The following is a 20,651-nucleotide window of genomic DNA, read 5'->3' as shown; positions in this document are numbered from 1 at the left end:
ACAATGACACAGGTTTTTAAAAATTCAAATTCAATTCAAGTCAAAGAGCAAAAAAATAAAGAAAATCACTTTAACCTGATGCTGCAACTCTCACTCATCCTAAACTAAAATTTTTATTTTTTTTAATCATTTCTGAAATTTATTTATTTTACTATTGTTTTTAAGTTTTTGAATTTTTAATAAAATTCATTCGGTTTATCTCGTTTTTTAAGGATTAAAATATGAAGAATAATAAAATTATCATTTTTGATACAACTTTACGCGATGGTGAACAAGCCTTAGGCAGTTCTTTAAATATAAATCAAAAATTACAGATTGCCTTAGCGCTTGAAAATTTAGGTGTTGATGTGATAGAAGCAGGTTTTCCTGTATCTTCACAAGGAGATTTTGAAGCGGTAAAAAATATAGCCTCAAAAGTAAAAAATTCAACCATTTGTGCGCTTTCTAGAGCTTTGGATAAAGATATAGATGCCGCTTATGAGGCTTTAAAAGTGGCGGATTCTTTTAGAATTCATACTTTTATAGCCACTTCAACTTTGCACATACAAGATAAATTAAAAAAAGATTTTGATGAAATTTTAGCTATGGCACAAAGAGCGATTGCAAGAGCTAGAAACTATACTGATGATGTGGAATTTTCATGCGAAGATGCAGGAAGAACTCCTATTGATAATCTTTGTTTTATGGTAGAAAATGCTATCAAAGCAGGGGCTAGAACTATCAATATACCTGATACTGTGGGTTATACTTTGCCAAGTGAATTTGCTAATATCATCAAAATTTTATTTAACAAAGTGCCAAATATAGACAAAGCTGTTATTTCTGTGCATTGTCATAATGACTTAGGTATGGCAACAGGCAATAGCTTAAGTGCTATTTTACAAGGCGCAAGACAGATAGAATGTACTATGAATGGGCTTGGTGAAAGGGCTGGAAATTGCGCTTTGGAAGAAGTTGTAATGGCGATAAAAACAAGAAGCGATTATTTAAAAGGTTTTTATACAGATATCAAGTGTGAAAATATTTCTAAAACTTCAAAATTAGTTTCAGCTATCACTAATGAAAGCATACCTTCACATAAAGCCATAGTAGGAAGTAACGCCTTTTCTCATAGTTCTGGAATTCATCAAGATGGAGTACTTAAAAATAGACAAACTTATGAAATTATAAGCCCTAGCAGCATAGGACTTCATGAAAATCGTATGCTTATGACTGCAAGAAGCGGTAGAGCTATGATTAAAACTTGTCTTGATAATTTAGGATATGATGAAAAAACTTATAATTTAGATGAAGTTTATGAGAGTTTTTTACGCCTTGCGGATAAAAAAGGACAGGTTTATGATTATGACTTAGAGGCTTTAATGTTTTTAAGTTATGAAAATGATGAAGAAAATGAATTAGTACTTGAAAAATTAAGCGTAATCAGCGGCACTATCCCAACAGCTTGTGTTTGTGTGCGTATAAAAGAAGAATTAAAAACTGAAGCTTGTACCGGAAATGGGCCCATAGAAGCGGTGTTTAATTGCATCTCTAGAATCACAGGCTTAAACCCTGTTTTAAAAGCATATAGCATTAATGCAAAAAGTTCAGGTGTGGATGCACAAGGGCAAGTGGATGTGGATTTAGAATTTAAAGGGAGAAAATTTCATGGCAAAGGGCTTTCAACAGATGTTATAGAAGCATCAGCTCAAGCCTTTATCAGTGCTTACAATGCAATTTATCGATCTTTAAAAGTTGAAGAAAGGAAAGCAGTATGAATACTTATAAAATAGCAGTTTTGCCAGGAGATGGCATAGGGCCTTCAGTGATGAAAGAGGCTTTAAAAATTTTAAATTTTGTCGCCCAAAAACACGGCTTTAAATTAGAAACAAAAGAAGCGAAGATAGGTGGGGCAAGTATAGATGCCTATGGGGTAGCATTAAGCGATGAGACTTTAAAGCTTTGTGAGCAAAGCGATGCTATTTTGTTTGGTTCAGTAGGAGGACCTAAGTGGGATAATCTACCTATAGATCAAAGACCTGAAAGAGCTTCGCTTTTACCTTTAAGAAAGCATTTTAATTTATTTGCAAATTTGCGTCCTTGTAAAATTTATGAAAGCTTAAGACATGCTTCGCCCTTAAAAGATGAAATTATCCAAAAAGGTGTGGATATCTTGTGCGTTAGAGAGCTTACAGGCGGGATTTATTTTGGTAAGCAAGAATTGGGCAAAGAAAGTGCTTATGATACTGAAATTTACACTAAAGCAGAGATAGAAAGGATTACACGCCTTGCTTTTGAAAGTGCAAGAATAAGAAATAAAAAAGTGCATCTAATTGATAAGGCAAATGTTTTAGCAAGTTCTATTTTATGGCGTGATGTAGTAGATCAAATTGCAAAAGAATACGAAGATATCAAGCTAGAATACATGTATGTAGATAATGCAGCTATGCAAATTATTAAAAATCCTAGCACTTTTGATGTAATGCTTTGTTCTAATCTTTTTGGCGATATTTTAAGCGATGAATTAGCAGCTATAAGTGGATCTTTGGGCTTGCTTTGTTCTGCGAGTTTAAATGATAAAGGTTTTGGGCTTTATGAGCCAGCAGGTGGTTCAGCTCCTGATATAGCTCATTTAAATATAGCCAATCCTATAGCCCAAATTTTAAGTGCTGCTTTGATGTTAAAATATAGCTTTAAAGAAGAAAAGGCTGCAAGGGATATAGAAAATGCCATAGCCATAGCTTTAGAGCGTGGAAAAATGACTAAGGATTTAAATGCGAATTCTTATTTAAGCACCGATGAAATGGGGGATTGTATAGTAGAAATTTTAAAGGAGAATAACAATGGCTAAAACTTTATATGAAAAAGTGTTTGATTCTCATGTGGTTTATCAAAAGGAAAATGAACTTCCTATACTTTATATCGATAGACATTTAATCCACGAAGTAACAAGCCCTCAAGCTTTTTCAGGTCTTAAAATGGCAAATCGTAAAATGGCAAGATCGGATTTGACTTTAGCAACTATAGATCATGATGTATCGACTAAAAGCACAGATTTGGATGCTTGTTCAGGTATGGCAAAAGAGCAAATTACGACTTTGATGCAAAATACTAAAGAATTTGGAGTCAGACTTTTAGGCCTAGGCGATAAAAATCAAGGTATAGTGCATATAGTAAGTCCCGAGCTTGGTTTTACTTTACCGGGTGTAACTTTGGTTTGTGGGGATTCTCACACTGCAACACACGGGGCCTTTGGAGCTTTGGCTTTTGGTATAGGCACAAGCGAGGTCGAGCATGTAATGGCTACGCAAACTTTAAAACAAGCAAAACTTAAAACTATGAAAATAGAATGTAAGGGTCAGTTTCAAAAGGGTGTTTATGCTAAGGATTTGATTTTATATCTTATATCAAAATACGGTACCGCAAAAGGTACAGGCTATGCTATAGAATTTTGTGGAGAGTTGATAGAAAGTTTGAGCATGGAAGCTAGAATGACTCTTTGTAATATGGCTATAGAATTTGGAGCAAAAGTCGGTATGATAGCTCCTGATGAGATTACTTTTGAGTATATAAAAGGGAAAGAATTTGCTCCAAAGGGAGAAGAATTTGAAAAGCATTGTGAGTATTGGAAGAGTTTAAAAAGCGATGAGGGTGCACAATATGATGAAAGTATAGTCCTTGATGCAAGCCAAATTCAACCGCAAATCAGCTATGGAACTAATCCTTCTCAAGTTATTGCTATAAATGAAAGAATTCCAAAAGTCAGTGATTTTAGCAATCCAAGCGATCAAAAATCTTTACTTGATGCTTTAGATTATGTGAATTTGGAGCAAGATCAAAGCTTAGAAGGGGTAAAAATCGACATTGTATTTATAGGATCTTGCACAAATGGGCGTTTAGAAGATCTTAAAATAGCCGCTGATATCTTAAAAGGGCGCAAAATTCATAAAAATGTTAAAGCTTTAATTGTGCCTGGTTCAATGCAAGTAAGAAAAGAAGCTGAAAATTTAGGACTTGATAAGATTTTTATCGAGGCAGGGTGTGAGTGGAGATATGCAGGGTGTTCTATGTGTCTTGGTATGAATGATGACAAAGCAAATTCAGGTCAAAGAGTTGCTTCAACTTCAAATCGTAACTTTGTAGGCAGACAAGGCAAAGGTTCTATCACTCATTTGATGAGTCCTGCAAGTGCAGCAGCTTGTGCCATAGAAGGTGTTATTTGTGATAATAGAAAGTATTTAGGAGTTTAATATGCAAAAATTTATTATACACAAAGGTATAGCTTGTCCTTTAGAATATGCCAATATAGACACAGATCAAATTATACCTAAGCAATTTTTACTTGCAGTGTCTAAGCAAGGTTTTGGCAAGCATTTGTTCCATGATTTGCGTTATTTAGATGATAAAGAAAGTGTTTTAAATATGGATTTTAATCTCAATAAAAAAGAATATCAAAATAGCTCTATTTTGGTGAGTTTTGAAAATTTTGGTAGTGGCTCTTCAAGAGAGCATGCGCCTTGGGCTTTGGTTGATTATGGTATTAGAGCTATTATCGCACCTTCTTTTGCGGATATTTTTAAAAACAATGCCTTAGGAAACGGTTTGCTCACTATAGAACTTGCTAAAGATGAGGTTGTAAGCATTATAAAGCAACTGAAAGAATCTGAAGATAAAAATATAGAAATTTCTTTATTTGAGAAAAAGGTATTTTTTAAAGATCAAGTTTTTTCTTTTGATTTGGATGAATTTCGTAGAACCTGTTTACTAGAAGGGCTTGATAATATAGCTTTAACTTTAAAATATGAAGAACAAATCAAGGCTTATGAAAAAAACTCAAAAAGCTTTTTGGTTTAGAATTTTTTCATAAGCTAAAAAAGGATCTTGGTAATTAGGTATGTCAAAGTTTCCACAAAAATTAAAATCAAGCTTTTTAAAAAGCGAATTCATAGGAAAATTTTTACTATGAGTATCTGCTCTTAAACTTGCCTTGTGATTTTCCAAGGCAAAATTTTCGCAAAAATTTAAAAGTTTTTGTGCCACGCCTTTGCCTTTTGCATTTTGTTTGACAGCTAAACGGTGTAGATAAAAGGCTTTATCATCGTAATTTTTGTTAAAAATAACTTGTTTGTAAAATTCAGGTTCAAATTTTTCATTGATACAGATAAAGCCTAAAATTTCATCATTTTCTTTAAACACATAAAGTTCTTGTGCTTGTATATCTTCTTGAAAAACTATTTCATTGGGATAATTCTCATCCCATTGGTGAAAATTCATAGTTTTCATAGCATTTAAAGCATCTTTTGTGATTTCAAGTATAGAATTTAAATCTTTATTGACGGCTTTTTGTATGATAGTGTTTTGCATGATAATCCTTTGTATAAGGAAGGGTGATGGTGGCTCCGATTGGACTTGAACCAACGGCCACTACCATGTCAAGGTAGTGCTCTACCAACTGAGCTACGGAACCATGGTGGAGCATAGCGGGTTCGAACCGCTGACCCCAACGCTGCCAGCGTTGTGCTCTCCCAGCTGAGCTAATGCCCCTTAGAATTTTCTAAAAAATTTTAGCGCAATATTACTTTTTTTTGGCTGAAAACTAAATTTAAAATTCTTATTAAAAGTTATAAAAATAAAATATAAAAGAATTTTAAATTATTTGATTAATTCTAAAATTTCTCTTTTGCATTCATCTTTGTTAAGATCGAGTTGCCCAGAATAGTAAAAATATTTAGTCAAAACTAAAATCCCTATATAAAATTCTTTTTTCTTATCTAAGAATTTCTTAACATACTGATGAGCATTATTAATGATTTCTAGCGCATCTTTTGGATGACTGATAAAATGTTCGATTACTGTAGCTAAGTTATCATTATCAATTAAAGCAAAATGGTAATTTGGTTTTAAAGTTCCTTCCATGAACCAAGTTTCGCAAGTTATTTTTGGGGCTAAGACTAAAGAATTGGAATTCATTTCCCATTTTAAATTGCTTGCTACATCGTTGCCTTCTAAAGAGATTATAAATTTATATTTCATTTGTTCTTTTTTACTTAAAAAGTTTTTTTCCATTGGCTAGGTTGCTTTGAAGTATCTCCTATATCACAAAATGATTTACCAAAATAAGAATGAAAAAATTCTTTTCTATGTTTTTGATATACAGCACCTCTAAAAATTGCTATATCTTTTTTATTTTCATATTTTATATTGTCTTTTAAAAAACAAAAATGCCTATTTTTATCAAGTTTTAATAAAATGTTGTTTGTATTATTTTCTAAAGGTCTTGATTTACAAATGGTCGGCTCTTTAAAAGTATATTTTACATCACCAAATTCTTTTTTCCATAAAAAATCATCATTAAAGTATTTACTAATTTCATAAGCATCAAAAGCATAAGAAGTATTTTTAAAAGGAAATTTTCCTATTTTTTCTCTTTCTGTTAATGTAAAAAAATCATTTATTTGATTGTAATACTTAACCCGAGTTCGTATTTCTTCTAGCTCTTTAGCATTATATTTTAAAATTTCATTGAAAATTTTATGCAATTTTGTTTGAAAAAAATATCTTGGTGTAAAAGATATTCCGATGCCTTTTAAATTCATAAATAATCTCGATTGTAGCATTGTGAAGTCCATATAAAAAATTATAATATTTTACAAAAATATTATTAAGTAGTAAAGTAATTTTTAATAAAACAATAATATTTTAATGTTAAAAAGTTAATAGTGGCAGACAGGAAGGGATTCGAACCCTCGAAAGCTTGCACTTTACACGCGTTCCAGGCGTGCTCCTTCAACCGCTCGGACACCTGTCTAATTAAAAATTAAATTATATCTAAAAAAGCTTTAAATAAAATTTTAGTAAAAAAGAGTATAATTACATTTTCATTTTGTAAAATAATCTTTAAAGATTTATTATGTCAGGGTAGCTCAGCTGGTTAGAGCGCTGGTCTCATAAGCCGGAGGTCGGGAGTTCAAGTCTCCCCCTTGACACCATTTTTAAAACTTCTTTTAAAAAATCACCCTTAAATTATTTTAATTACAAATTTTATCTTAATAGTTTTAAATTATAAATTTGTTTTTATCTTAGAATTTAAGTTCTATTTTAAATTTTTGGCATTTAAATTTGTACCATCTTTTATATGGCTTGAAATAAAATTTGTTTGAAGAGATGGTTTTGAGATAAGGTATATTTTATAAAAGATAGAAATTTGATTATTGTATTTTAAAGATTAATGTTTAAAAATTTATCTCGAAATAATCAAAAAAATAATCAAATTTAAAGACACAAGGGGAATTTGTTATTATAAAATTAACTTAAAATAGACTTTTGATAAGAGTATAGTATCATAAAATTATAATTTGATTGATATTTAAATTTATCAAAGTGCACATCGTTTTATTTATAAATTTAAATATCTTAAAATTTCAATAAAAGATTTATTCAATTAGCGATTGCTTTTATCTTTAGAAATCACCCAAATCATACCCACAAAACCTATCAACACAACGACAAATATAAAAATGATTTGAAAAATATCCAAAGCTGTCATAATTCTTTTGCCCTTTCTTTGAGTTGTCCACAAGCTGCTGAAATATCAAGTCCCTTGCTCTCTCTTATGGTGCAAGTTACTCCTTTAGCGCTTAATAAATCTTGAAATTTGATCGCATTTTCAAGCTTAGGACGATGATAAATACTACCCTCGTGAGGATTGAAAAGTATCAAATTCACTTTGGCTTTTATACCATTTAAAAGCTTGACCAGTTCTTTTGCGTGTTCAAGTTTATCATTAATGCCATCAATGAGTAAATACTCAAACATTACTCTTTTTCTTTGATCTATAGGAAAAGCACGCACAGCATCCATGATCGCAGCTATATTATAAGCTTTATTTATAGGCATGAGTTCGGTTCGGAGTTCATCATTAACCGCGTGAAGGGAGATGGCAAGCAAGACGCCTAAATTCATTTCACCCAGCTCTTTGATTTGCTTTGCTAAACCACTTGTGCTTATGGTTTGTCTGCGAGGGCTGATAGCAAGTCCATCATTTTGAGAGAGAATTTTAACTGCCTTGGAAACATTTTTAAGATTGTCAAGAGGTTCTCCCATGCCCATATAGACTATATTGACACGACGCTCATAGGGGATATTGTTTTGTTTTTTGATCCATAAAATTTGTCCGACTATCTCTCCCGCGCTCAAATTTCTTTTTAAGCCTCCTTTGGCAGTAAGGCAAAAACTACAGCCACTTTTACAGCCTACTTGGGAAGAAACGCAAATAGTATATCTTGTATGTGAAATTCTTTTACCCTCTTCGTCAAATTGTTCTTCTTTCATAGGCAAAAGTACACTTTCTATCCTTAAGCCATCGATAAGTTCAAAAAGATATTTGATACTTCCATCTTTGCTTTGTTCATTTTTAACGCATTTAAGAGGAGAGAAATGGTAAGTTTGCGCAAGTTCTAAACGCAAATCTTTTGGTAGACTTGACATATCGGAAAAATTATTTGCATATTTTTGATATATCCATTGATAAATTTGTTTCACGCGAAACATAGGCTTGATTTTTTCTTCCAATTCTTCAGGTAAAAAGTCTAAGATATTAATGAGTTCTTTCAAGATTGCTTTCCTTTGATTGCTAAATATAATGATTAATTTTTAAATATTCTTCTAGTTTTTCTTTTGCCTTTTGATGATTTTTTATAAAATCTTCATGAGCATTTTCATTGCAAAAATTAGTCGCACATAAAATGCATTCTGCATCTATATCTAAATTTTTAGCCACGCTTAAAATCGAAAAAGCTTCCATATTTTCAGCAAAAAAACCTAGTTTTGCAAATTCTTTTGCTGCTTTTGAATTTTGACAAATATAATTAGAAGAATTGACTTTGATTGTTTCACGAGAAACATTTTGATTGTTGAGTTTGATTTCAATGTTTGCAGGAGTGTAGAATTGATCAGAAATATAAGAAAATTCAATATTACAAGCATGAGAACTTTTATAAATTCCTAGAATTTCTCCTTTATCGTAAAGTCCACATGTTCCTATAAATATAAGTTTTGAAGGTTTTTCTTTTAAGCAAAGTTGTGTTAAATGAAAGGTTGATTCTACCAAACCTATACCTATGGTTTTGGCAAAAGAAAAATTTTCATTTCCACCTGCACAAACTATCATTCACATATCCTAAAAATAATTTAGCAAGAATTTTAGCTAAAAAGGCTTAAAATTAAGAATTTTTAGCTAAAATAAAAAACTATTATGATGAAAGCAAAAAAACATTACGGACAAAATTTTTTAAACGATAAAAGTATTTTATCAAAAATCATCCAAGCCATACCCAAAGATACTGAAAATATAGTAGAGATTGGGCCTGGCTTAGGTGATTTGACGCAAGAGCTTTTAAAAGTTTCTCATGTAAAGGCTTATGAGATAGATGATGATCTTATACCTATTTTGCGTAAGAAATTTCAAAAAGAACTTGATTGTGGAAAATTAAATTTGCTTCATCAAGATGCAAGTAAGCTCGCATGTTTTGATGAAAAGAAGTATTTTTTGGTCGCTAATTTACCTTACTATGTCGCAAGTCATTTGATTTTGCAAGCCTTAGAGGATAAAAATTGCTCAGGTTTGATAGTAATGGTTCAAAAAGAAATGGCATTGAAATTCTGTGCTCATAGTGGAGAAAGTGATTTTTCAGCTCTTGGAGTTTTAAGTGCTATGATTTGTGAACGAGAAATACTGTTTGATGTAGAGCCTGAATGTTTTAATCCACCGCCAAAAGTAGTATCAGCAGTGATGAAAATGATTAAATTCAGAGCTTATCAGGATCTCTGTGAAATTCATGCTTTTAAAGCTTTTTTGAAAGATTGTTTTAAAGCGCCAAGAAAACAATTATTAGGGAATTTAAAAATTCATAAAGCTAAATTAACAGAGCTTTTTCAAGAGTTAAAACTCAATTTAAATTTACGCCCACATGAACTTTGCGTCGATTCATACCTTAAAATTTACGAAAAAGTAAAGGAAGAATATGAACGAAAACAACAAAGGAAATAGTGAAAATACAAACAATCCTAACTCAAATTCAAAAAACAACAAGCGCTATAAATACAGAAATCGTAGAAAAAAATTAGCCGATTCTATCAGTGAAAATTCTCAAAATTCAACTCATGAATTTTCTAACAACGAAAAGATAAATACCAAGAAAAATTCTACAAATACTCAACCTTTAGAGGGTGAAAATGTAGAAAAACCAAGTGAGAAAAAGAAAAAAAGAAATCGCAATCTTCCTTCAAAACTCACAGGTAATGAAGATTGGCAAATCGCTCTTGCAGAATGCATAGAAGCTAACCGTATTTCACATGAAAACCGCTTACACCCTTTAAAATATAATAATTCTAGCGAGCATAAAATCCGCATCACTCCTTTAGGAGGTTTAGGAGAAATTGGTGGAAATATCAGTGTTTTTGAAACCAATAAAGATGCAATTATAGTAGATATAGGTATGAGTTTTCCTGATGGAACTATGCATGGGGTAGATATTATCATCCCTGATTTTGACTATGTAAGAAAAATTAAAGATAAAATTCGTGGTATAGTGATCACTCATGCACACGAAGATCATATCGGTGCAGTGCCTTATTTCTTTAAAGAATTCCAATTTCCTATCTACGCTACACCTTTGGCTTTAGGAATGATTTCAAACAAATTTGAAGAACATGGCTTAAAAGCAGAACGCAAATGGTTTCGCCCTGTAGAAAAACGCCGTGTTTATGAGATAGGCGAATTTGATATAGAGTGGATCCACATCACGCATTCTATCATTGATGCTTCAGCGCTTGCGATCAAAACAAAAGCAGGAACGATTATCCACACAGGTGATTTTAAAATTGATCAAACTCCAATCGATGGCTATCCAACAGACTTAGGACGTTTGGCACATTATGGAGAAGAAGGGGTTTTATGTCTTTTAAGCGATAGTACAAATTCGTACAAAGAAGGTTATACAAAAAGTGAAAGCTCCGTAGGGCCAACTTTTGATCAAATCTTTGCACGTACCAAAGGCAGGGTGATCATGAGTACTTTTAGTTCTAATATCCACCGCGTTTATCAAGCTATCACTTATGGTTTAAAATACGGTAGAAAAGTTTGTGTGATCGGTCGTTCTATGGAAAGAAATCTTTATACCACTATGGAATTAGGCTACATCAAACTTGATAGAAAAATTTTCATCGATGCTGATGAAGTAAGCAAATATAAAGACAATGAAGTGCTTATCGTAACTACAGGAAGTCAAGGCGAAACCATGAGTGCGCTTTATAGAATGGCAACTGATGAGCATAAATTTATAAAAATCAAACCTACAGATCAAGTGATTATTTCAGCTAAAGCCATACCAGGAAATGAAGCAAGTGTTTCTGCGGTGCTTGACTATCTTTTAAAAGCAGGAGCTAAAGTAGCGTATCAAGAATTTAGTGAAATTCATGTAAGCGGACACGCTAGTATAGAAGAGCAAAAGCTTATGCTAACCCTTACTAAGCCTAAATTTTTCCTACCAGTTCATGGAGAATACAATCACATCACCAAACACAAAGAAACAGCGATGAAGTGCGGTATCCCTGAAAGAAATATTTATCTTATGAGTGATGGCGATCAAGTAGAACTTTGCCAAAAATATGTCAAACGCATAAAAACCGTAAAAACAGGTAAAGTTTTTGTAGATAATCAAATCAATAAACAAATCGCCGATGATGTAGTAATTGATCGTCAAAAACTTGCAGATAGCGGTATAGTTGTCATCATCGCACAGCTTGATAAAGCAAGTAAAACATTGATTAATAAACCAAGAGTATTTAGCTATGGACTTGTAGCAGATAAACAAGATCATGCTTTTTCTAAAGAAATGGCAGAGGTTTTAGGACAATTTTTTGTCAATGTTAAAGATGAAGTGCTTAATGATCCAAGATTTTTGGAAAATCAAATTCGTCAAGTATTGAGAAAACATATTTTTAGAAAGATTAAAAAATATCCAACCATAGTTCCAACTATTTTTGTAATGTAAAATAGGGCGTTTTTCGCCCTTAAATTTTCATAGGAATTCAAATGAGAATCAATAAATTCATATCACACAATAGCCCTTATTCACGCCGCGAAGCTGATGAGCTTATCAAGCAAGGTTTGGTAAAAATAAACAACAAAATAGCCCTTTTAAGCGACGAAGTGAAGACAAACGATAAAGTCTTTGTTAAGGGCAAAGCTTTGCGTAAAAAAACGCAATTTAGCGTGATAATCTACCATAAACAAAAAGGTGAAATTGTCAGTAAAAAAGACGATCGTGGAAGAAAAACTATATATGATACCTTGCCAAGACAATTTAGTACTTGGCTTAGCGTAGGAAGGCTTGACTTTGCTAGCGAAGGCTTACTTTTGCTTACAGATTCTCCTGTGATTGCCGATGCTTTAATGCATAGCGATTTAGAAAGAGAATACTACCTTAAAGTTAAAGGCACGGTGAGCAAACAAGTCATCGAAGCCATGCAAAATGGACTTGAGATTAAAAATGAAAAAAAAGGCGCACATGCAAAAACTAAAATTACCTCTATGAGTTTTGCTCCTTTTATAGACTTTGAAATTTTTGGATCAAGTGGAGGCTATACTAAGCTTAGAGTGGTTATAAATGAAGGTAAAAATAGAGAGCTTAGACGCTTTTTTGGACATTTTGATCTTGAAGTCATGGATCTTAAGCGTGTTGCTTTTGGGGCTTTAGATCTTGGTATGTTGAAGGCGGGAAAATATCGTTATTTAGAAAATGGCGAATATGAAAAATTAAGAGATTTTTTAAAATTTAATGAAATAAGATATTGACCATTATATACAAAAATTTAAAAAATAATGATAATTTTTAAATTCTAAAAATTCTATTTTTATCCTTTTTAAAAGGAAAATAATAGAAAAATTTCATCAAATTCCTTGACTTTGAAAACAAGATTTTATATACTCTCATTTCAATTTTTATAAATTGGTTAGTTTTTAACTAACGAGTTCTTTTTAAAGGAAATATTATGGAAAGAATTAGGCTTAAGCTAAAAGCTTATGACCATCGAGTACTAGACAGAACAGTTGCAGCAATCGTAGAAGCTGTTAAAAGAACAGGTGCGGATATCAGAGGTCCGATACCAATGCCTACTAAAATCAAACGCTATACAGTTTTAAAATCTCCACACATTAACAAAGATTCTCGTGAGCAGTTTGAAATAAGAATTCACGCGCGTATGCTAGATATAGTAGCAGCGACTCCAGATACAGTTGATTCTTTAACTAAGCTTGATTTAGCGCCAGAAGTAAGCGTTGAAGTAAGAGCTATGGGTAAGTAAGGATAAGATATGGAATATATTGTAGAAAAAATTGGAATGAGCAGAACAATTACTAATCCAAGTATCGCTGTAACTTTACTAAGAGTTGTAAATGCAAAAGTATGTGAAGTTGAAGGCGGAAAGGCTTTAGTAGCATATCCAAAAGGTAAAGCAAGTAATAAATGTGTCGCAGGACAACAAAAAAAATACAATCTTTCTGCAGAATACAATAGATTTGCGACTTTAGAAGTAGCAAATACTGAAGCAGGAGATTTAGATGAAACTCCATTAAATGAAGCAAAAATTTTAAAAGTAAGCTTTAACACTAAAGGTAGAGGTTATAGCGGTGTTATGAAGAGACATAACTTTGCAGGGGGTCCAGCAAGTCACGGTTCTAGATTTCACAGACGCCATGGATCTATTGGTAATAGAGAATGGCCAGGTCGTGTTCAACCAGGTATGAAAATGGCAGGACACTATGGAAATACTAAAGTGACCGTTAAAAACGAAGTTGTATCTTATGATGCTGAAAATAAAATTTTAGTAGTTAAAGGTGCAGTACCAGGTTATAATGGTGCTATGGGTAAAATAAGGATTGCAAAATGAGTAAAGTAGTTGTTTTAAATGATAAATTAGAAAAAGCAGGTGAACTTGATTTACCTTCAAAATATGCGGAAGTAAATCCACACAATCTTTACTTGTATGTAAAATCTTACCTTGCAAGTTTAAGAGCAAATACAGCTCATACTAAAGGTAGAAGTGATGTAAGTGGTGGTGGTAAAAAACCTTGGAGACAAAAAGGTCGTGGCGGTGCTAGAGCGGGTTCAACAAGAACTAACGTTTGGGTAGGCGGTGCGGTTGCTTTTGGTCCAACAAATGAAAGAAACTACTTCCAAAAAGTAAATAAAAAACAAAAAAGATTGGCGCTTGAAAGAGCTTTAGCAGATAAAGCAGCTAAAGGTGTGTTATTTACTGCTGATTCTTTGGCTATTGAAAGTGGTAAAACAAAAGATGCAAACGCTGTGATTAAAAAACTTGGCGTCAAAGATGCTTTAATCGTTAAAGATTTACTAGATGAAAAAACACTTTTAGCTTACAGAAATTTAGCAAATTGCTATGTAGTTGATGTAACTGAAGTAAATGCTTATTTAGTATCTGTATTTAATGCTGTTATTATGGAAAAATCAGCGTTAGAATCTATTACAAAAGAGGGATAATTATGGCAGATATTACTGATATAAAGACTATACTTTACACAGAAAAAAGTTTGAATTTGCAAGAGCAAGGTGTCGTAGTTATTCAAACTTCGCCAAAAATGACTAAAACAGGCTTAAAAGCGGTTTTAAAAGAGTATTTTGGTGTAACTCCAAAAAGCATCAATTCTTTAAGAATGGATGGAAAAGTTAAGCGTTTTAGAGGTCGTTTAGGTCAAAGAAACGATTATAAAAAATTCTATGTTAAGCTACCTGAAGGTGTTAGCTTAGAAAGTATGGAGGCTTAAGATGGCAATTAAAACTTATAAACCATATACTCCAAGTAGAAGATATATTACAGGTTTAAGCTCTGAAGATATTACAGCAAAACCAAGTGTACGCTCTTTACTTGTGAAACTTCCAGCACACGCAGGACGCAATAGCTACGGAAGAATTACAAGTCGTCATAAAGAAGCAGGAGCGAAAAAACTTTACAGAATTATCGATTTTAAACGTCGCAAATTTGGTATAGAAGGAAAAGTAGAAGCGATCGAATACGATCCATATAGAAATTGTAGAATTGCTTTGATTTCTTATAAAGATGGTGAAAAAAGATATATTCTTCAACCACGCGGACTCAGTGTTGGTGATATCGTTGCAGCTGCTGAAAGTGGACTTGATATAAAACCAGGTAATGCAATGAAACTTAAAAACATTCCTGTGGGTACTATTGTTCATAATGTTGAGTTAAAGCCAGGCAAAGGTGGTCAAATGATCCGCTCAGCAGGAGCTTATGCGCAACTTATGGGTAAAGAAGAAAAATATGTTATCTTAAGACTTGCAAGCGGTGAAATGAGACAAGTTCTAGCTGAATGTATGGCAAGTATAGGCGAAGTAGGTAACGAAGAATGGGCAAATGTGACTATCGGTAAAGCAGGTAGAAATCGCCATAGAGGTATCCGCCCACAAACTCGTGGTTCAGCTATGAACCCAGTAGATCACCCGCACGGTGGGGGTGAAGGTAAGAAAAATTCAGGCCGTCATCCAGTAACTCCATGGGGTAAACCAACCAAAGGTGCGAAAACTCGTCGTAAAAAAGCTAGCGATAAGCTAATAATTTCAAGAAGAAAAGGAAAGTAAGATGGCTAGATCACTAAAAAAAGGTCCTTTTGTTGATGATCATGTAATGAAAAAAGTCATCGCTGCTAAAAAGGCTAATGATAATAAACCTATTAAAACTTGGTCTAGAAGAAGTACTATCATTCCTGATATGATAGGTTTAACTTTCAATGTTCATAATGGCAAAAGTTTTATTCCCGTTTATATCACTGAAAATCATATCGGTTATAAACTTGGCGAATTTGCTCCAACACGCACATTTAAAGGCCATAAAGGTTCTGTGCAAAAGAAAATTGGTAAGTAAGGGATAAGATATGAGTAAAGCATTAATTAAATTCATAAGATTATCTCCAACTAAAGCAAGATTGATTGCTAGAGAAGTTCAGGGGATGAATGCAGAATTAGCTATGGCTAGTTTAAAATTTATGCCAAACAAGGGTGCCAAATATATCGCAAATGCAATTTCAAGTGCAGTAGCAAACGGCGGTTTTGAAGCGAACGAAGTAGTGGTAAAAAGTTGTCGTGTAGATGCTGGTGCTGTATTAAAAAGATTTAGACCACGTGCTAGAGGAAGTGCAAGCCGTATTAGAAAACCTACTTCACATATCTTAGTAGAAGTAGCGAAAGCGGAAGTTAAAACTGAAGCAAAAAAAGCAGTAGCTAAAAAAACTCCTGTTAAAAAAACAAGTACTAAAAAAGTAACGGCAGAAAAGGAAAGCTAATGGGACAAAAAGTAAATCCAATCGGTCTAAGACTAGGAATTAATAGAAACTGGGAATCAAGATGGTTTCCAACTAAGGCAAATTTAGTGGAAAATATCGGTGAAGATTACAAAATCAGAGCTTTCTTAAAAAGAAAACTTTATTATGCGGGAATCAGCCAAATTTTAGTAGAAAGAACTGCTAAAAAGCTTCGCGTAACTGTTGTAGCTGCAAGACCAGGTATTATCATTGGTAAAAAAGGTAGCGATGTTGATAATTTAAGAAAAGAATTGCAAGATTTAATCGGTAAAGATGTAAATATCAACATCAAAGAAGAAAGAAAAGCGGGTGCTTCAGCTCAACTTGCTGCTGAAAGCGTTGCAACTCAACTTGAAAAAAGAATCGCTTTTAGAAGAGCAATGAAAAAAGTAATTCAAGGCGCACAAAAAGCAGGTGCTAAAGGGATTAAAGTTTCAGTTTCTGGTCGTTTAGGCGGTGCTGAAATGGCAAGAACTGAATGGTATCTTGAAGGTCGTGTGCCACTTCATACTTTAAGAGCAAAAATCGATTACGGTTTTGCAGAAGCTAGAACTACTTATGGAAACATAGGTGTTAAAGTTTGGATCTTTAAAGGTGAAGTATTGCAAAAAGGCTTACAAACTGAAAAAACAGAAGAAAGTGCTCCAGCTAAAAAGCAAAGACGCACAAGAAGGAGTAAATAATCATGTTAATGCCAAAAAGAACTAAATATCGCAAAATGATGAAAGGGCGTAACAGAGGTTATGCTAATCGTGGAACTGAATTTACTTTTGGTGAATTTGCATTAAAAGCAACTGAAGCAGGACGCATTAATTCACGCCAAATTGAAGCAGCGCGTATCGCTTTAACTCGTTTTGTTAAAAGACAAGGAAAAACTTGGATTAGAGTTTTCCCAGATAAGCCTTTGACAAAAAAACCTTTAGAAACTCGTATGGGTAAAGGTAAAGGTGCTGTTGAGGAATGGGTAATGAATATCAAGCCAGGTCGTATCATTTATGAAATGGCAGGAGTAAGCGAAGAAATGGCAAGAGAAGCATTGACTTTAGCTATGCATAAACTTCCATTTAAAACTAAGTTTGTTACAAGAGAGAGCCAAAATGAAATATACTGAGATTAAAGATAAAACAGCAGCTGAGCTTGCAACAATGCTAAAAGAAAAAAAGGTGCTTTTATTCACTTTAAAACAAAAGCTAAAAACAATGCAACTTACTAATCCAAAAGAGATTAGCGAAGTTAGAAAAGACATTGCTAGAATCAATACAGCAATTAACGCTTTAAAATAAGGATAAAAAATGGCATTTAAAAGAGAAATACAAGGCGTTGTTGTGAAAATCGCAGGTGAGAAAACAGCGAGTATTTTGGTTGAAAGAAAAGTGGTTCATCCAAGATATAGAAAAATTGTTAAACGCTTTAAAAAATATCTAATTCATGATGAGAGAAATGAAGTTAAAGTGGGTGATACTGTTGTTGCAGTAGAATGCAGACCACTTTCAAAAAGAAAATCATTTCGCTTAAAATCTGTATTAGCTACAGGAGTTGAGTAATGATTCAAAGTTTTACAAGACTTGCAGTTGCTGACAATAGCGGTGCAAAAGAATTAATGTGTATTAAAGTTTTAGGTGGTAGTAAAAGAAGATATGCTACTGTAGGCGATGTAATTGTTGCATCTGTAAAAAAAGCTTTACCAAATGGTAAGGTAAAAAAAGGTCAAGTAGTAAAAGCAGTTATCGTTAGAACTAAAAAAGAAATTCATAGAGATAATGGTTCTTTGATTCGTTTTGATGAAAATGCTGCAGTTATTCTTGATAACAAAAGAGAACCTATCGGAACTCGTATCTTTGGGCCAGTGGGTAGAGAAGTTAGATATGGTGGCTTTATGAAAATTGTTTCACTAGCACCGGAGGTATTATAATGGCGGTTAAATTAAAAATCAAAAAAGGTGATAGCGTTAAAGTTATCACAGGTGATGACAAAGGTAAGACAGGTAAAGTGTTAGCAGTATATCCAAAAACACTTAAAGTAGTTGTTGAGGGATGTAAGATTGCTAAAAAAGCTATAAAACCTAGCGAGAAAAACCCAAATGGTGGTTTTATCAATAAAGAAATGCCAATGGATATTTCCAATGTGGCAAAAGTTCAGGAGTAAGCGATGATGAGATTGAAAGAAAAATACGATCAAAGCATCAAACCTGCTTTGGTAAAAGAATTTGATATTAAAAATCCTATGCTTATCCCTGCGATAGAAAAAATCGTTATTAGCGTAGGTGCGGGTGAGCTTGCTAAAGATCAAAAAGTATTGCAAAATGTTGCAGATACTATTTCTTTGATAGCAGGACAAAAGGCTGTGATTACTAAAGCTAAAAAATCAGTTGCAGGATTTAAAGTGCGTGAAGGTTTTCCTGTAGGTGTAATGGTAACTTTAAGAAAAGAAAATATGTTTGCTTTTCTTGATAAATTAATTTCTATTGCTTTACCAAGAGTGAAAGACTTTAGAGGTTTAAGTAGAGATGGTTTTGATGGAAGAGGAAATTACAATTTCGGTCTTGATGAGCAGTTGATGTTCCCAGAAGTTGAGTATGATAAAATTTTAAGAACTCATGGTATGAACATTTCTATAGTTACAACAGCACAAAACGATAAAGAGGCACAAAAGTTGTTAGAACTTATCGGTGTGCCATTTACAAAAGGAAAGTAAGATGGCTAAAAAATCAATGATTGCAAAAGCGGCACGCAAACCTAAATTCAAAGTAAGAGGCTATACAAGATGCCAAATTTGTGGGCGTCCGCATTCGGTTTATAGAGATTTTGGAATTTGTAGAGTTTGCCTAAGAAAAATGGGTAATGAAGGCTTGATTCCAGGTCTTAAAAAAGCAAGCTGGTAAGGAAATAAAATGATAAATGATATAATTTCAGATTCACTAACAAGAATTCGCAATGCCGGAATGAGAAAGCTTGAAACAACCAAGCTTTTACATTCTAAAGTTGTAGAAGCTTTAGTTGGAATTTTCCAAGCTAAAGGGTATATTGAAAGTTTTAATGTTATCGAAGAAGATAAAAAGAAATTTATCAATGTAGTTTTAAAATACGATGAAAAAGGTAAAAGCGTTATTAACGAACTTAAAAGAGTTTCTAAACCAGGTCGTCGTGTTTATAAGGGTAAAGAAGAAATTAAAAGATTTAAAAACGGTTACGGTACTATCGTAGTTAGCACAAGTCGTGGCGTTTTAGCAAATGATGAAGCTTATAAAGCAGGTGTTGGCGGCGAAATTTTATGTACCATTTGGTAAAAATCTGCTTTTTATGGCATTGGGTATCCATTCTTTTAAAAAAGTAGAAATATCCTAGACAAATAAAAAGGAAAAATATGTCTCGTATAGGTAAACAACCAATCGCTATCCCTAGTGGAGTAGAGGTTAAACTAGAAGGAAATTTGCTTAAATTTAAAAAAGGAAATTTAGCAAAAGAGCTTGATACAAAAGCAAATGTAAATGTTGAGATTAAAGATAATAACATTCTTTTCTCTCCTAAAGGTGAAGATAGACAAAGTAGAGCATATTGGGGAACTTATAGAGCTTTAGCTTACAATATCGTTGTAGGCTTAACTCAAGGTTTTTCAAAAACTCTTGAAATCAACGGAGTGGGTTATAAAGCTGCTTTAAAAGGCAAAGTTTTAGAATTAAGCCTTGGTTTTTCACATCCTATCAACTATGATATTCCAGAAGGAATTGAAATCACTGTGGATAAAAACAATGTTATCATTAAAGGAAGCGATAAACAAGTAGTAGGACAAGTTGCTGCTCAAATTCGTGAATTTAGACCACCTGAGCCATATAAAGGAAAAGGCGTTAAGTATTCTGATGAACGCATTATCCGCAAAGCTGGTAAGACATCTAAAAAGTAAGGATAGGCAATGAGAGCAAATGTACTAAAAAGAAAACTAACTTTAAGAATTAAAAGAAAAAAAAGAATTAGAGCAAAAATTTCAGGATGTGAAAACTTCCCAAGAATTTCTGTTTTTAAATCAAATAGAACTCTTTATATCCAAGCGATTGATGATGTTAAAGCTGTAACTTTAGCAGCAGTAGATGGACGCAAACTTGGCGTTAAAGCAAACAAAGAAGGTGCTAAAAAAATCGCTACTGAATTTGCTAAAGTTTTAAAAGCTAAGCAAATAGAACAAGCTGTGTTTGATAGAAATGGTTATGTATATCACGGAGTAATTGCAGCATTAGCTGAATCTTTAAGAGAAAATGGTATTAGGCTATAAGGGGTAAATC

General features: G+C 33.0%; 30 protein-coding genes and 4 tRNA genes. 26 read left to right on the top strand and 8 right to left on the bottom strand.

Annotation, left to right across the window (positions count from 1 at the left end; translation table 11 throughout):
- The first annotated feature begins 221 nt into the window (after window positions 1-221).
- From leuA to leuD, 4 genes are read left to right on the top strand one after another with little or no spacing between them, the layout of a single operon-like run.
- Window positions 222-1,757 carry a 2-isopropylmalate synthase gene (gene leuA, locus FOC43_RS07280; RefSeq protein ID WP_002783533.1) on the top strand — a complete coding sequence of 512 codons (1,536 nt, stop codon included), beginning with the start codon at window positions 222-224 and terminating at the stop codon, window positions 1,755-1,757.
- Window positions 1,754-2,830: a 3-isopropylmalate dehydrogenase gene (leuB, locus tag FOC43_RS07275; RefSeq protein WP_002783534.1), complete on the top strand. Its 1,077-nt coding sequence runs from the start codon at window positions 1,754-1,756 to the stop codon at window positions 2,828-2,830. The genes leuA and leuB overlap by 4 nt, the downstream gene beginning before the upstream one ends.
- Complete coding sequence (gene leuC, locus FOC43_RS07270; RefSeq protein ID WP_072213981.1) at window positions 2,817-4,229, top strand: 3-isopropylmalate dehydratase large subunit; 1,413 nt, start codon at window positions 2,817-2,819, stop codon at window positions 4,227-4,229. Before leuB ends, leuC begins: the two co-directional genes overlap by 14 nt.
- 1 nt (window position 4,230) lies before the next feature.
- The gene (leuD, locus tag FOC43_RS07265; protein WP_002783537.1) at window positions 4,231-4,833 is read left to right on the top strand and encodes a 3-isopropylmalate dehydratase small subunit; all 603 of its coding nucleotides are present in this window, start codon (window positions 4,231-4,233) and stop codon (window positions 4,831-4,833) included.
- Here the strand turns inward: leuD and FOC43_RS07260 are convergent.
- The 6 genes from FOC43_RS07260 to FOC43_RS07240 form a co-directional block, all read right to left on the bottom strand.
- Window positions 4,813-5,343, bottom strand: coding sequence for a GNAT family N-acetyltransferase (locus FOC43_RS07260; protein ID WP_002783539.1), 531 nt, complete (start codon window positions 5,341-5,343; stop codon window positions 4,813-4,815). The genes leuD and FOC43_RS07260 overlap by 21 nt on opposite strands.
- Before the next feature lie 27 nt (window positions 5,344-5,370).
- Window positions 5,371-5,446, bottom strand: a tRNA-Val gene (locus tag FOC43_RS07255).
- Window position 5,447: 1 nt separating this feature from the next.
- Window positions 5,448-5,523, bottom strand: a tRNA-Ala gene (locus FOC43_RS07250).
- A gap of 108 nt (window positions 5,524-5,631) precedes the next feature.
- The gene (locus FOC43_RS09000) at window positions 5,632-6,045 is read right to left on the bottom strand and encodes a glycosyl transferase family 90 (protein ID WP_004284592.1); all 414 of its coding nucleotides are present in this window, start codon (window positions 6,043-6,045) and stop codon (window positions 5,632-5,634) included.
- Window positions 6,027-6,596, bottom strand: coding sequence for a hypothetical protein (locus FOC43_RS08995; protein ID WP_223206745.1), 570 nt, complete (start codon window positions 6,594-6,596; stop codon window positions 6,027-6,029). The genes FOC43_RS09000 and FOC43_RS08995 overlap by 19 nt, the downstream gene beginning before the upstream one ends.
- 103 nt (window positions 6,597-6,699) lie before the next feature.
- Window positions 6,700-6,787, bottom strand: a tRNA-Ser gene (locus FOC43_RS07240).
- Window positions 6,788-6,891: 104 nt separating this feature from the next.
- Between FOC43_RS07240 and FOC43_RS07235 the strand changes: the two genes are divergently transcribed.
- Window positions 6,892-6,968 (top strand) — tRNA-Met (locus FOC43_RS07235).
- 553 nt (window positions 6,969-7,521) lie between these two features.
- Here the strand turns inward: FOC43_RS07235 and rlmN are convergent.
- Together rlmN and FOC43_RS07225 are read right to left on the bottom strand one after the other, a co-directional pair.
- Window positions 7,522-8,592, bottom strand: a complete 1,071-nt coding sequence (gene rlmN, locus FOC43_RS07230; protein ID WP_002779983.1) for a 23S rRNA (adenine(2503)-C(2))-methyltransferase RlmN — start codon at window positions 8,590-8,592, stop codon at window positions 7,522-7,524.
- A gap of 19 nt (window positions 8,593-8,611) precedes the next feature.
- Window positions 8,612-9,148 carry a purine-nucleoside phosphorylase gene (locus FOC43_RS07225; protein WP_002779357.1) on the bottom strand — a complete coding sequence of 179 codons (537 nt, stop codon included), beginning with the start codon at window positions 9,146-9,148 and terminating at the stop codon, window positions 8,612-8,614.
- Window positions 9,149-9,232: 84 nt separating this feature from the next.
- Between FOC43_RS07225 and rsmA the strand changes: the two genes are divergently transcribed.
- The 21 genes from rsmA (at window position 9,233) to rplR (ending at window position 20,641) form a co-directional block, all read left to right on the top strand.
- A complete protein-coding gene (gene rsmA, locus FOC43_RS07220; protein WP_002783542.1) occupies window positions 9,233-10,027 on the top strand; it encodes a 16S rRNA (adenine(1518)-N(6)/adenine(1519)-N(6))-dimethyltransferase RsmA in 795 nt (264 codons plus the stop codon).
- Window positions 10,002-12,032: a ribonuclease J gene (locus tag FOC43_RS07215; protein ID WP_002783543.1), complete on the top strand. Its 2,031-nt coding sequence runs from the start codon at window positions 10,002-10,004 to the stop codon at window positions 12,030-12,032. The genes rsmA and FOC43_RS07215 overlap by 26 nt, the downstream gene beginning before the upstream one ends.
- Before the next feature lie 41 nt (window positions 12,033-12,073).
- On the top strand, window positions 12,074-12,835 hold the full coding sequence (locus tag FOC43_RS07210; RefSeq protein ID WP_002779986.1) for a pseudouridine synthase: 762 nt from the start codon (window positions 12,074-12,076) through the stop codon (window positions 12,833-12,835).
- 197 nt (window positions 12,836-13,032) lie between these two features.
- A complete protein-coding gene (gene rpsJ / locus FOC43_RS07205) occupies window positions 13,033-13,344 on the top strand; it encodes a 30S ribosomal protein S10 (RefSeq protein WP_002779353.1) in 312 nt (103 codons plus the stop codon).
- A 9-nt stretch (window positions 13,345-13,353) separates the two neighbouring features.
- Entirely contained in the window at window positions 13,354-13,929 is a 576-nt protein-coding gene (gene rplC / locus FOC43_RS07200) for a 50S ribosomal protein L3 (protein ID WP_002779987.1), read from the top strand.
- On the top strand, window positions 13,926-14,540 hold the full coding sequence (gene rplD, locus FOC43_RS07195) for a 50S ribosomal protein L4 (RefSeq protein ID WP_002783544.1): 615 nt from the start codon (window positions 13,926-13,928) through the stop codon (window positions 14,538-14,540). The genes rplC and rplD overlap by 4 nt, the downstream gene beginning before the upstream one ends.
- Before the next feature lie 2 nt (window positions 14,541-14,542).
- On the top strand, window positions 14,543-14,824 hold the full coding sequence (locus FOC43_RS07190; RefSeq protein ID WP_002779990.1) for a 50S ribosomal protein L23: 282 nt from the start codon (window positions 14,543-14,545) through the stop codon (window positions 14,822-14,824).
- A gap of 1 nt (window position 14,825) precedes the next feature.
- Window positions 14,826-15,656 carry a 50S ribosomal protein L2 gene (gene rplB, locus FOC43_RS07185; RefSeq protein WP_002779445.1) on the top strand — a complete coding sequence of 277 codons (831 nt, stop codon included), beginning with the start codon at window positions 14,826-14,828 and terminating at the stop codon, window positions 15,654-15,656.
- Window position 15,657: 1 nt separating this feature from the next.
- Window positions 15,658-15,939: a 30S ribosomal protein S19 gene (rpsS, locus tag FOC43_RS07180; RefSeq protein ID WP_002779444.1), complete on the top strand. Its 282-nt coding sequence runs from the start codon at window positions 15,658-15,660 to the stop codon at window positions 15,937-15,939.
- A gap of 10 nt (window positions 15,940-15,949) precedes the next feature.
- A complete protein-coding gene (rplV, locus tag FOC43_RS07175) occupies window positions 15,950-16,357 on the top strand; it encodes a 50S ribosomal protein L22 (RefSeq protein ID WP_002779996.1) in 408 nt (135 codons plus the stop codon).
- Window positions 16,357-17,058, top strand: coding sequence for a 30S ribosomal protein S3 (rpsC, locus tag FOC43_RS07170; protein ID WP_002779442.1), 702 nt, complete (start codon window positions 16,357-16,359; stop codon window positions 17,056-17,058). The genes rplV and rpsC overlap by 1 nt, the downstream gene beginning before the upstream one ends.
- 2 nt (window positions 17,059-17,060) lie before the next feature.
- Window positions 17,061-17,486, top strand: a complete 426-nt coding sequence (rplP, locus tag FOC43_RS07165; RefSeq protein WP_002779441.1) for a 50S ribosomal protein L16 — start codon at window positions 17,061-17,063, stop codon at window positions 17,484-17,486.
- Complete coding sequence (gene rpmC, locus FOC43_RS07160) at window positions 17,473-17,658, top strand: 50S ribosomal protein L29 (RefSeq protein WP_002779440.1); 186 nt, start codon at window positions 17,473-17,475, stop codon at window positions 17,656-17,658. The genes rplP and rpmC overlap by 14 nt, the downstream gene beginning before the upstream one ends.
- 9 nt (window positions 17,659-17,667) lie before the next feature.
- The gene (rpsQ, locus tag FOC43_RS07155) at window positions 17,668-17,919 is read left to right on the top strand and encodes a 30S ribosomal protein S17 (RefSeq protein ID WP_002779439.1); all 252 of its coding nucleotides are present in this window, start codon (window positions 17,668-17,670) and stop codon (window positions 17,917-17,919) included.
- Window positions 17,919-18,287 (top strand): 50S ribosomal protein L14, encoded by a 369-nt coding sequence (gene rplN / locus FOC43_RS07150; RefSeq protein ID WP_002779438.1) that lies wholly within the window; start codon window positions 17,919-17,921, stop codon window positions 18,285-18,287. Before rpsQ ends, rplN begins: the two co-directional genes overlap by 1 nt.
- On the top strand, window positions 18,287-18,520 hold the full coding sequence (gene rplX, locus FOC43_RS07145) for a 50S ribosomal protein L24 (protein WP_002779437.1): 234 nt from the start codon (window positions 18,287-18,289) through the stop codon (window positions 18,518-18,520). The genes rplN and rplX overlap by 1 nt, the downstream gene beginning before the upstream one ends.
- A 3-nt stretch (window positions 18,521-18,523) precedes the next feature.
- A complete protein-coding gene (gene rplE, locus FOC43_RS07140) occupies window positions 18,524-19,069 on the top strand; it encodes a 50S ribosomal protein L5 (protein ID WP_002779435.1) in 546 nt (181 codons plus the stop codon).
- A gap of 1 nt (window position 19,070) precedes the next feature.
- On the top strand, window positions 19,071-19,256 hold the full coding sequence (locus FOC43_RS07135) for a type Z 30S ribosomal protein S14 (protein ID WP_002779433.1): 186 nt from the start codon (window positions 19,071-19,073) through the stop codon (window positions 19,254-19,256).
- Between the two features lie 9 nt (window positions 19,257-19,265).
- Window positions 19,266-19,661: a 30S ribosomal protein S8 gene (rpsH, locus tag FOC43_RS07130; RefSeq protein WP_002779432.1), complete on the top strand. Its 396-nt coding sequence runs from the start codon at window positions 19,266-19,268 to the stop codon at window positions 19,659-19,661.
- 77 nt (window positions 19,662-19,738) lie between these two features.
- Window positions 19,739-20,275, top strand: a complete 537-nt coding sequence (rplF, locus tag FOC43_RS07125; protein WP_002779430.1) for a 50S ribosomal protein L6 — start codon at window positions 19,739-19,741, stop codon at window positions 20,273-20,275.
- A gap of 9 nt (window positions 20,276-20,284) precedes the next feature.
- On the top strand, window positions 20,285-20,641 hold the full coding sequence (gene rplR, locus FOC43_RS07120; protein WP_002779429.1) for a 50S ribosomal protein L18: 357 nt from the start codon (window positions 20,285-20,287) through the stop codon (window positions 20,639-20,641).
- The last annotated feature ends 10 nt before the right edge of the window (window positions 20,642-20,651 follow it).

It is taken from the genome of Campylobacter coli, from assembly GCF_009730395.1.
Lineage (GTDB): Bacteria > Campylobacterota > Campylobacteria > Campylobacterales > Campylobacteraceae > Campylobacter_D > Campylobacter_D coli.
This window is presented reverse-complemented; position numbering and strand designations above follow the sequence as displayed.

Excerpts from the sequence above, each read along its gene's own strand:
- rplE (WP_002779435.1), top strand. The coding sequence starts at position 18,524 with ATGATGAGATTGAAAGAAAAATACGATCAAAGCATCAAACCTGCTTTG.
- rpsS (WP_002779444.1), top strand. The coding sequence starts at position 15,658 with ATGGCTAGATCACTAAAAAAAGGTCCTTTTGTTGATGATCATGTAATG.
- FOC43_RS08995 (WP_223206745.1), bottom strand. The coding sequence starts at position 6,596 with ATGCTACAATCGAGATTATTTATGAATTTAAAAGGCATCGGAATATCT.
- FOC43_RS07225 (WP_002779357.1), bottom strand. The coding sequence starts at position 9,148 with ATGATAGTTTGTGCAGGTGGAAATGAAAATTTTTCTTTTGCCAAAACC.
- leuB (WP_002783534.1), top strand. The coding sequence starts at position 1,754 with ATGAATACTTATAAAATAGCAGTTTTGCCAGGAGATGGCATAGGGCCT.
- FOC43_RS07260 (WP_002783539.1), bottom strand. The coding sequence starts at position 5,343 with ATGCAAAACACTATCATACAAAAAGCCGTCAATAAAGATTTAAATTCT.
- rplN (WP_002779438.1), top strand. The coding sequence starts at position 17,919 with ATGATTCAAAGTTTTACAAGACTTGCAGTTGCTGACAATAGCGGTGCA.
- FOC43_RS07210 (WP_002779986.1), top strand. The coding sequence starts at position 12,074 with ATGAGAATCAATAAATTCATATCACACAATAGCCCTTATTCACGCCGC.
- rplB (WP_002779445.1), top strand. The coding sequence starts at position 14,826 with ATGGCAATTAAAACTTATAAACCATATACTCCAAGTAGAAGATATATT.
- leuA (WP_002783533.1), top strand. The coding sequence starts at position 222 with ATGAAGAATAATAAAATTATCATTTTTGATACAACTTTACGCGATGGT.
- FOC43_RS09000 (WP_004284592.1), bottom strand. The coding sequence starts at position 6,045 with ATGGAAAAAAACTTTTTAAGTAAAAAAGAACAAATGAAATATAAATTT.
- leuD (WP_002783537.1), top strand. The coding sequence starts at position 4,231 with ATGCAAAAATTTATTATACACAAAGGTATAGCTTGTCCTTTAGAATAT.
- rplD (WP_002783544.1), top strand. The coding sequence starts at position 13,926 with ATGAGTAAAGTAGTTGTTTTAAATGATAAATTAGAAAAAGCAGGTGAA.
- rpsH (WP_002779432.1), top strand. The coding sequence starts at position 19,266 with ATGATAAATGATATAATTTCAGATTCACTAACAAGAATTCGCAATGCC.
- rplP (WP_002779441.1), top strand. The coding sequence starts at position 17,061 with ATGTTAATGCCAAAAAGAACTAAATATCGCAAAATGATGAAAGGGCGT.
- rsmA (WP_002783542.1), top strand. The coding sequence starts at position 9,233 with ATGATGAAAGCAAAAAAACATTACGGACAAAATTTTTTAAACGATAAA.
- rpsC (WP_002779442.1), top strand. The coding sequence starts at position 16,357 with ATGGGACAAAAAGTAAATCCAATCGGTCTAAGACTAGGAATTAATAGA.
- FOC43_RS07135 (WP_002779433.1), top strand. The coding sequence starts at position 19,071 with ATGGCTAAAAAATCAATGATTGCAAAAGCGGCACGCAAACCTAAATTC.
- rpsQ (WP_002779439.1), top strand. The coding sequence starts at position 17,668 with ATGGCATTTAAAAGAGAAATACAAGGCGTTGTTGTGAAAATCGCAGGT.
- rpmC (WP_002779440.1), top strand. The coding sequence starts at position 17,473 with ATGAAATATACTGAGATTAAAGATAAAACAGCAGCTGAGCTTGCAACA.
- rplC (WP_002779987.1), top strand. The coding sequence starts at position 13,354 with ATGGAATATATTGTAGAAAAAATTGGAATGAGCAGAACAATTACTAAT.
- FOC43_RS07215 (WP_002783543.1), top strand. The coding sequence starts at position 10,002 with ATGAACGAAAACAACAAAGGAAATAGTGAAAATACAAACAATCCTAAC.
- rplR (WP_002779429.1), top strand. The coding sequence starts at position 20,285 with ATGAGAGCAAATGTACTAAAAAGAAAACTAACTTTAAGAATTAAAAGA.
- rplV (WP_002779996.1), top strand. The coding sequence starts at position 15,950 with ATGAGTAAAGCATTAATTAAATTCATAAGATTATCTCCAACTAAAGCA.
- rplX (WP_002779437.1), top strand. The coding sequence starts at position 18,287 with ATGGCGGTTAAATTAAAAATCAAAAAAGGTGATAGCGTTAAAGTTATC.
- rpsJ (WP_002779353.1), top strand. The coding sequence starts at position 13,033 with ATGGAAAGAATTAGGCTTAAGCTAAAAGCTTATGACCATCGAGTACTA.
- rplF (WP_002779430.1), top strand. The coding sequence starts at position 19,739 with ATGTCTCGTATAGGTAAACAACCAATCGCTATCCCTAGTGGAGTAGAG.
- FOC43_RS07190 (WP_002779990.1), top strand. The coding sequence starts at position 14,543 with ATGGCAGATATTACTGATATAAAGACTATACTTTACACAGAAAAAAGT.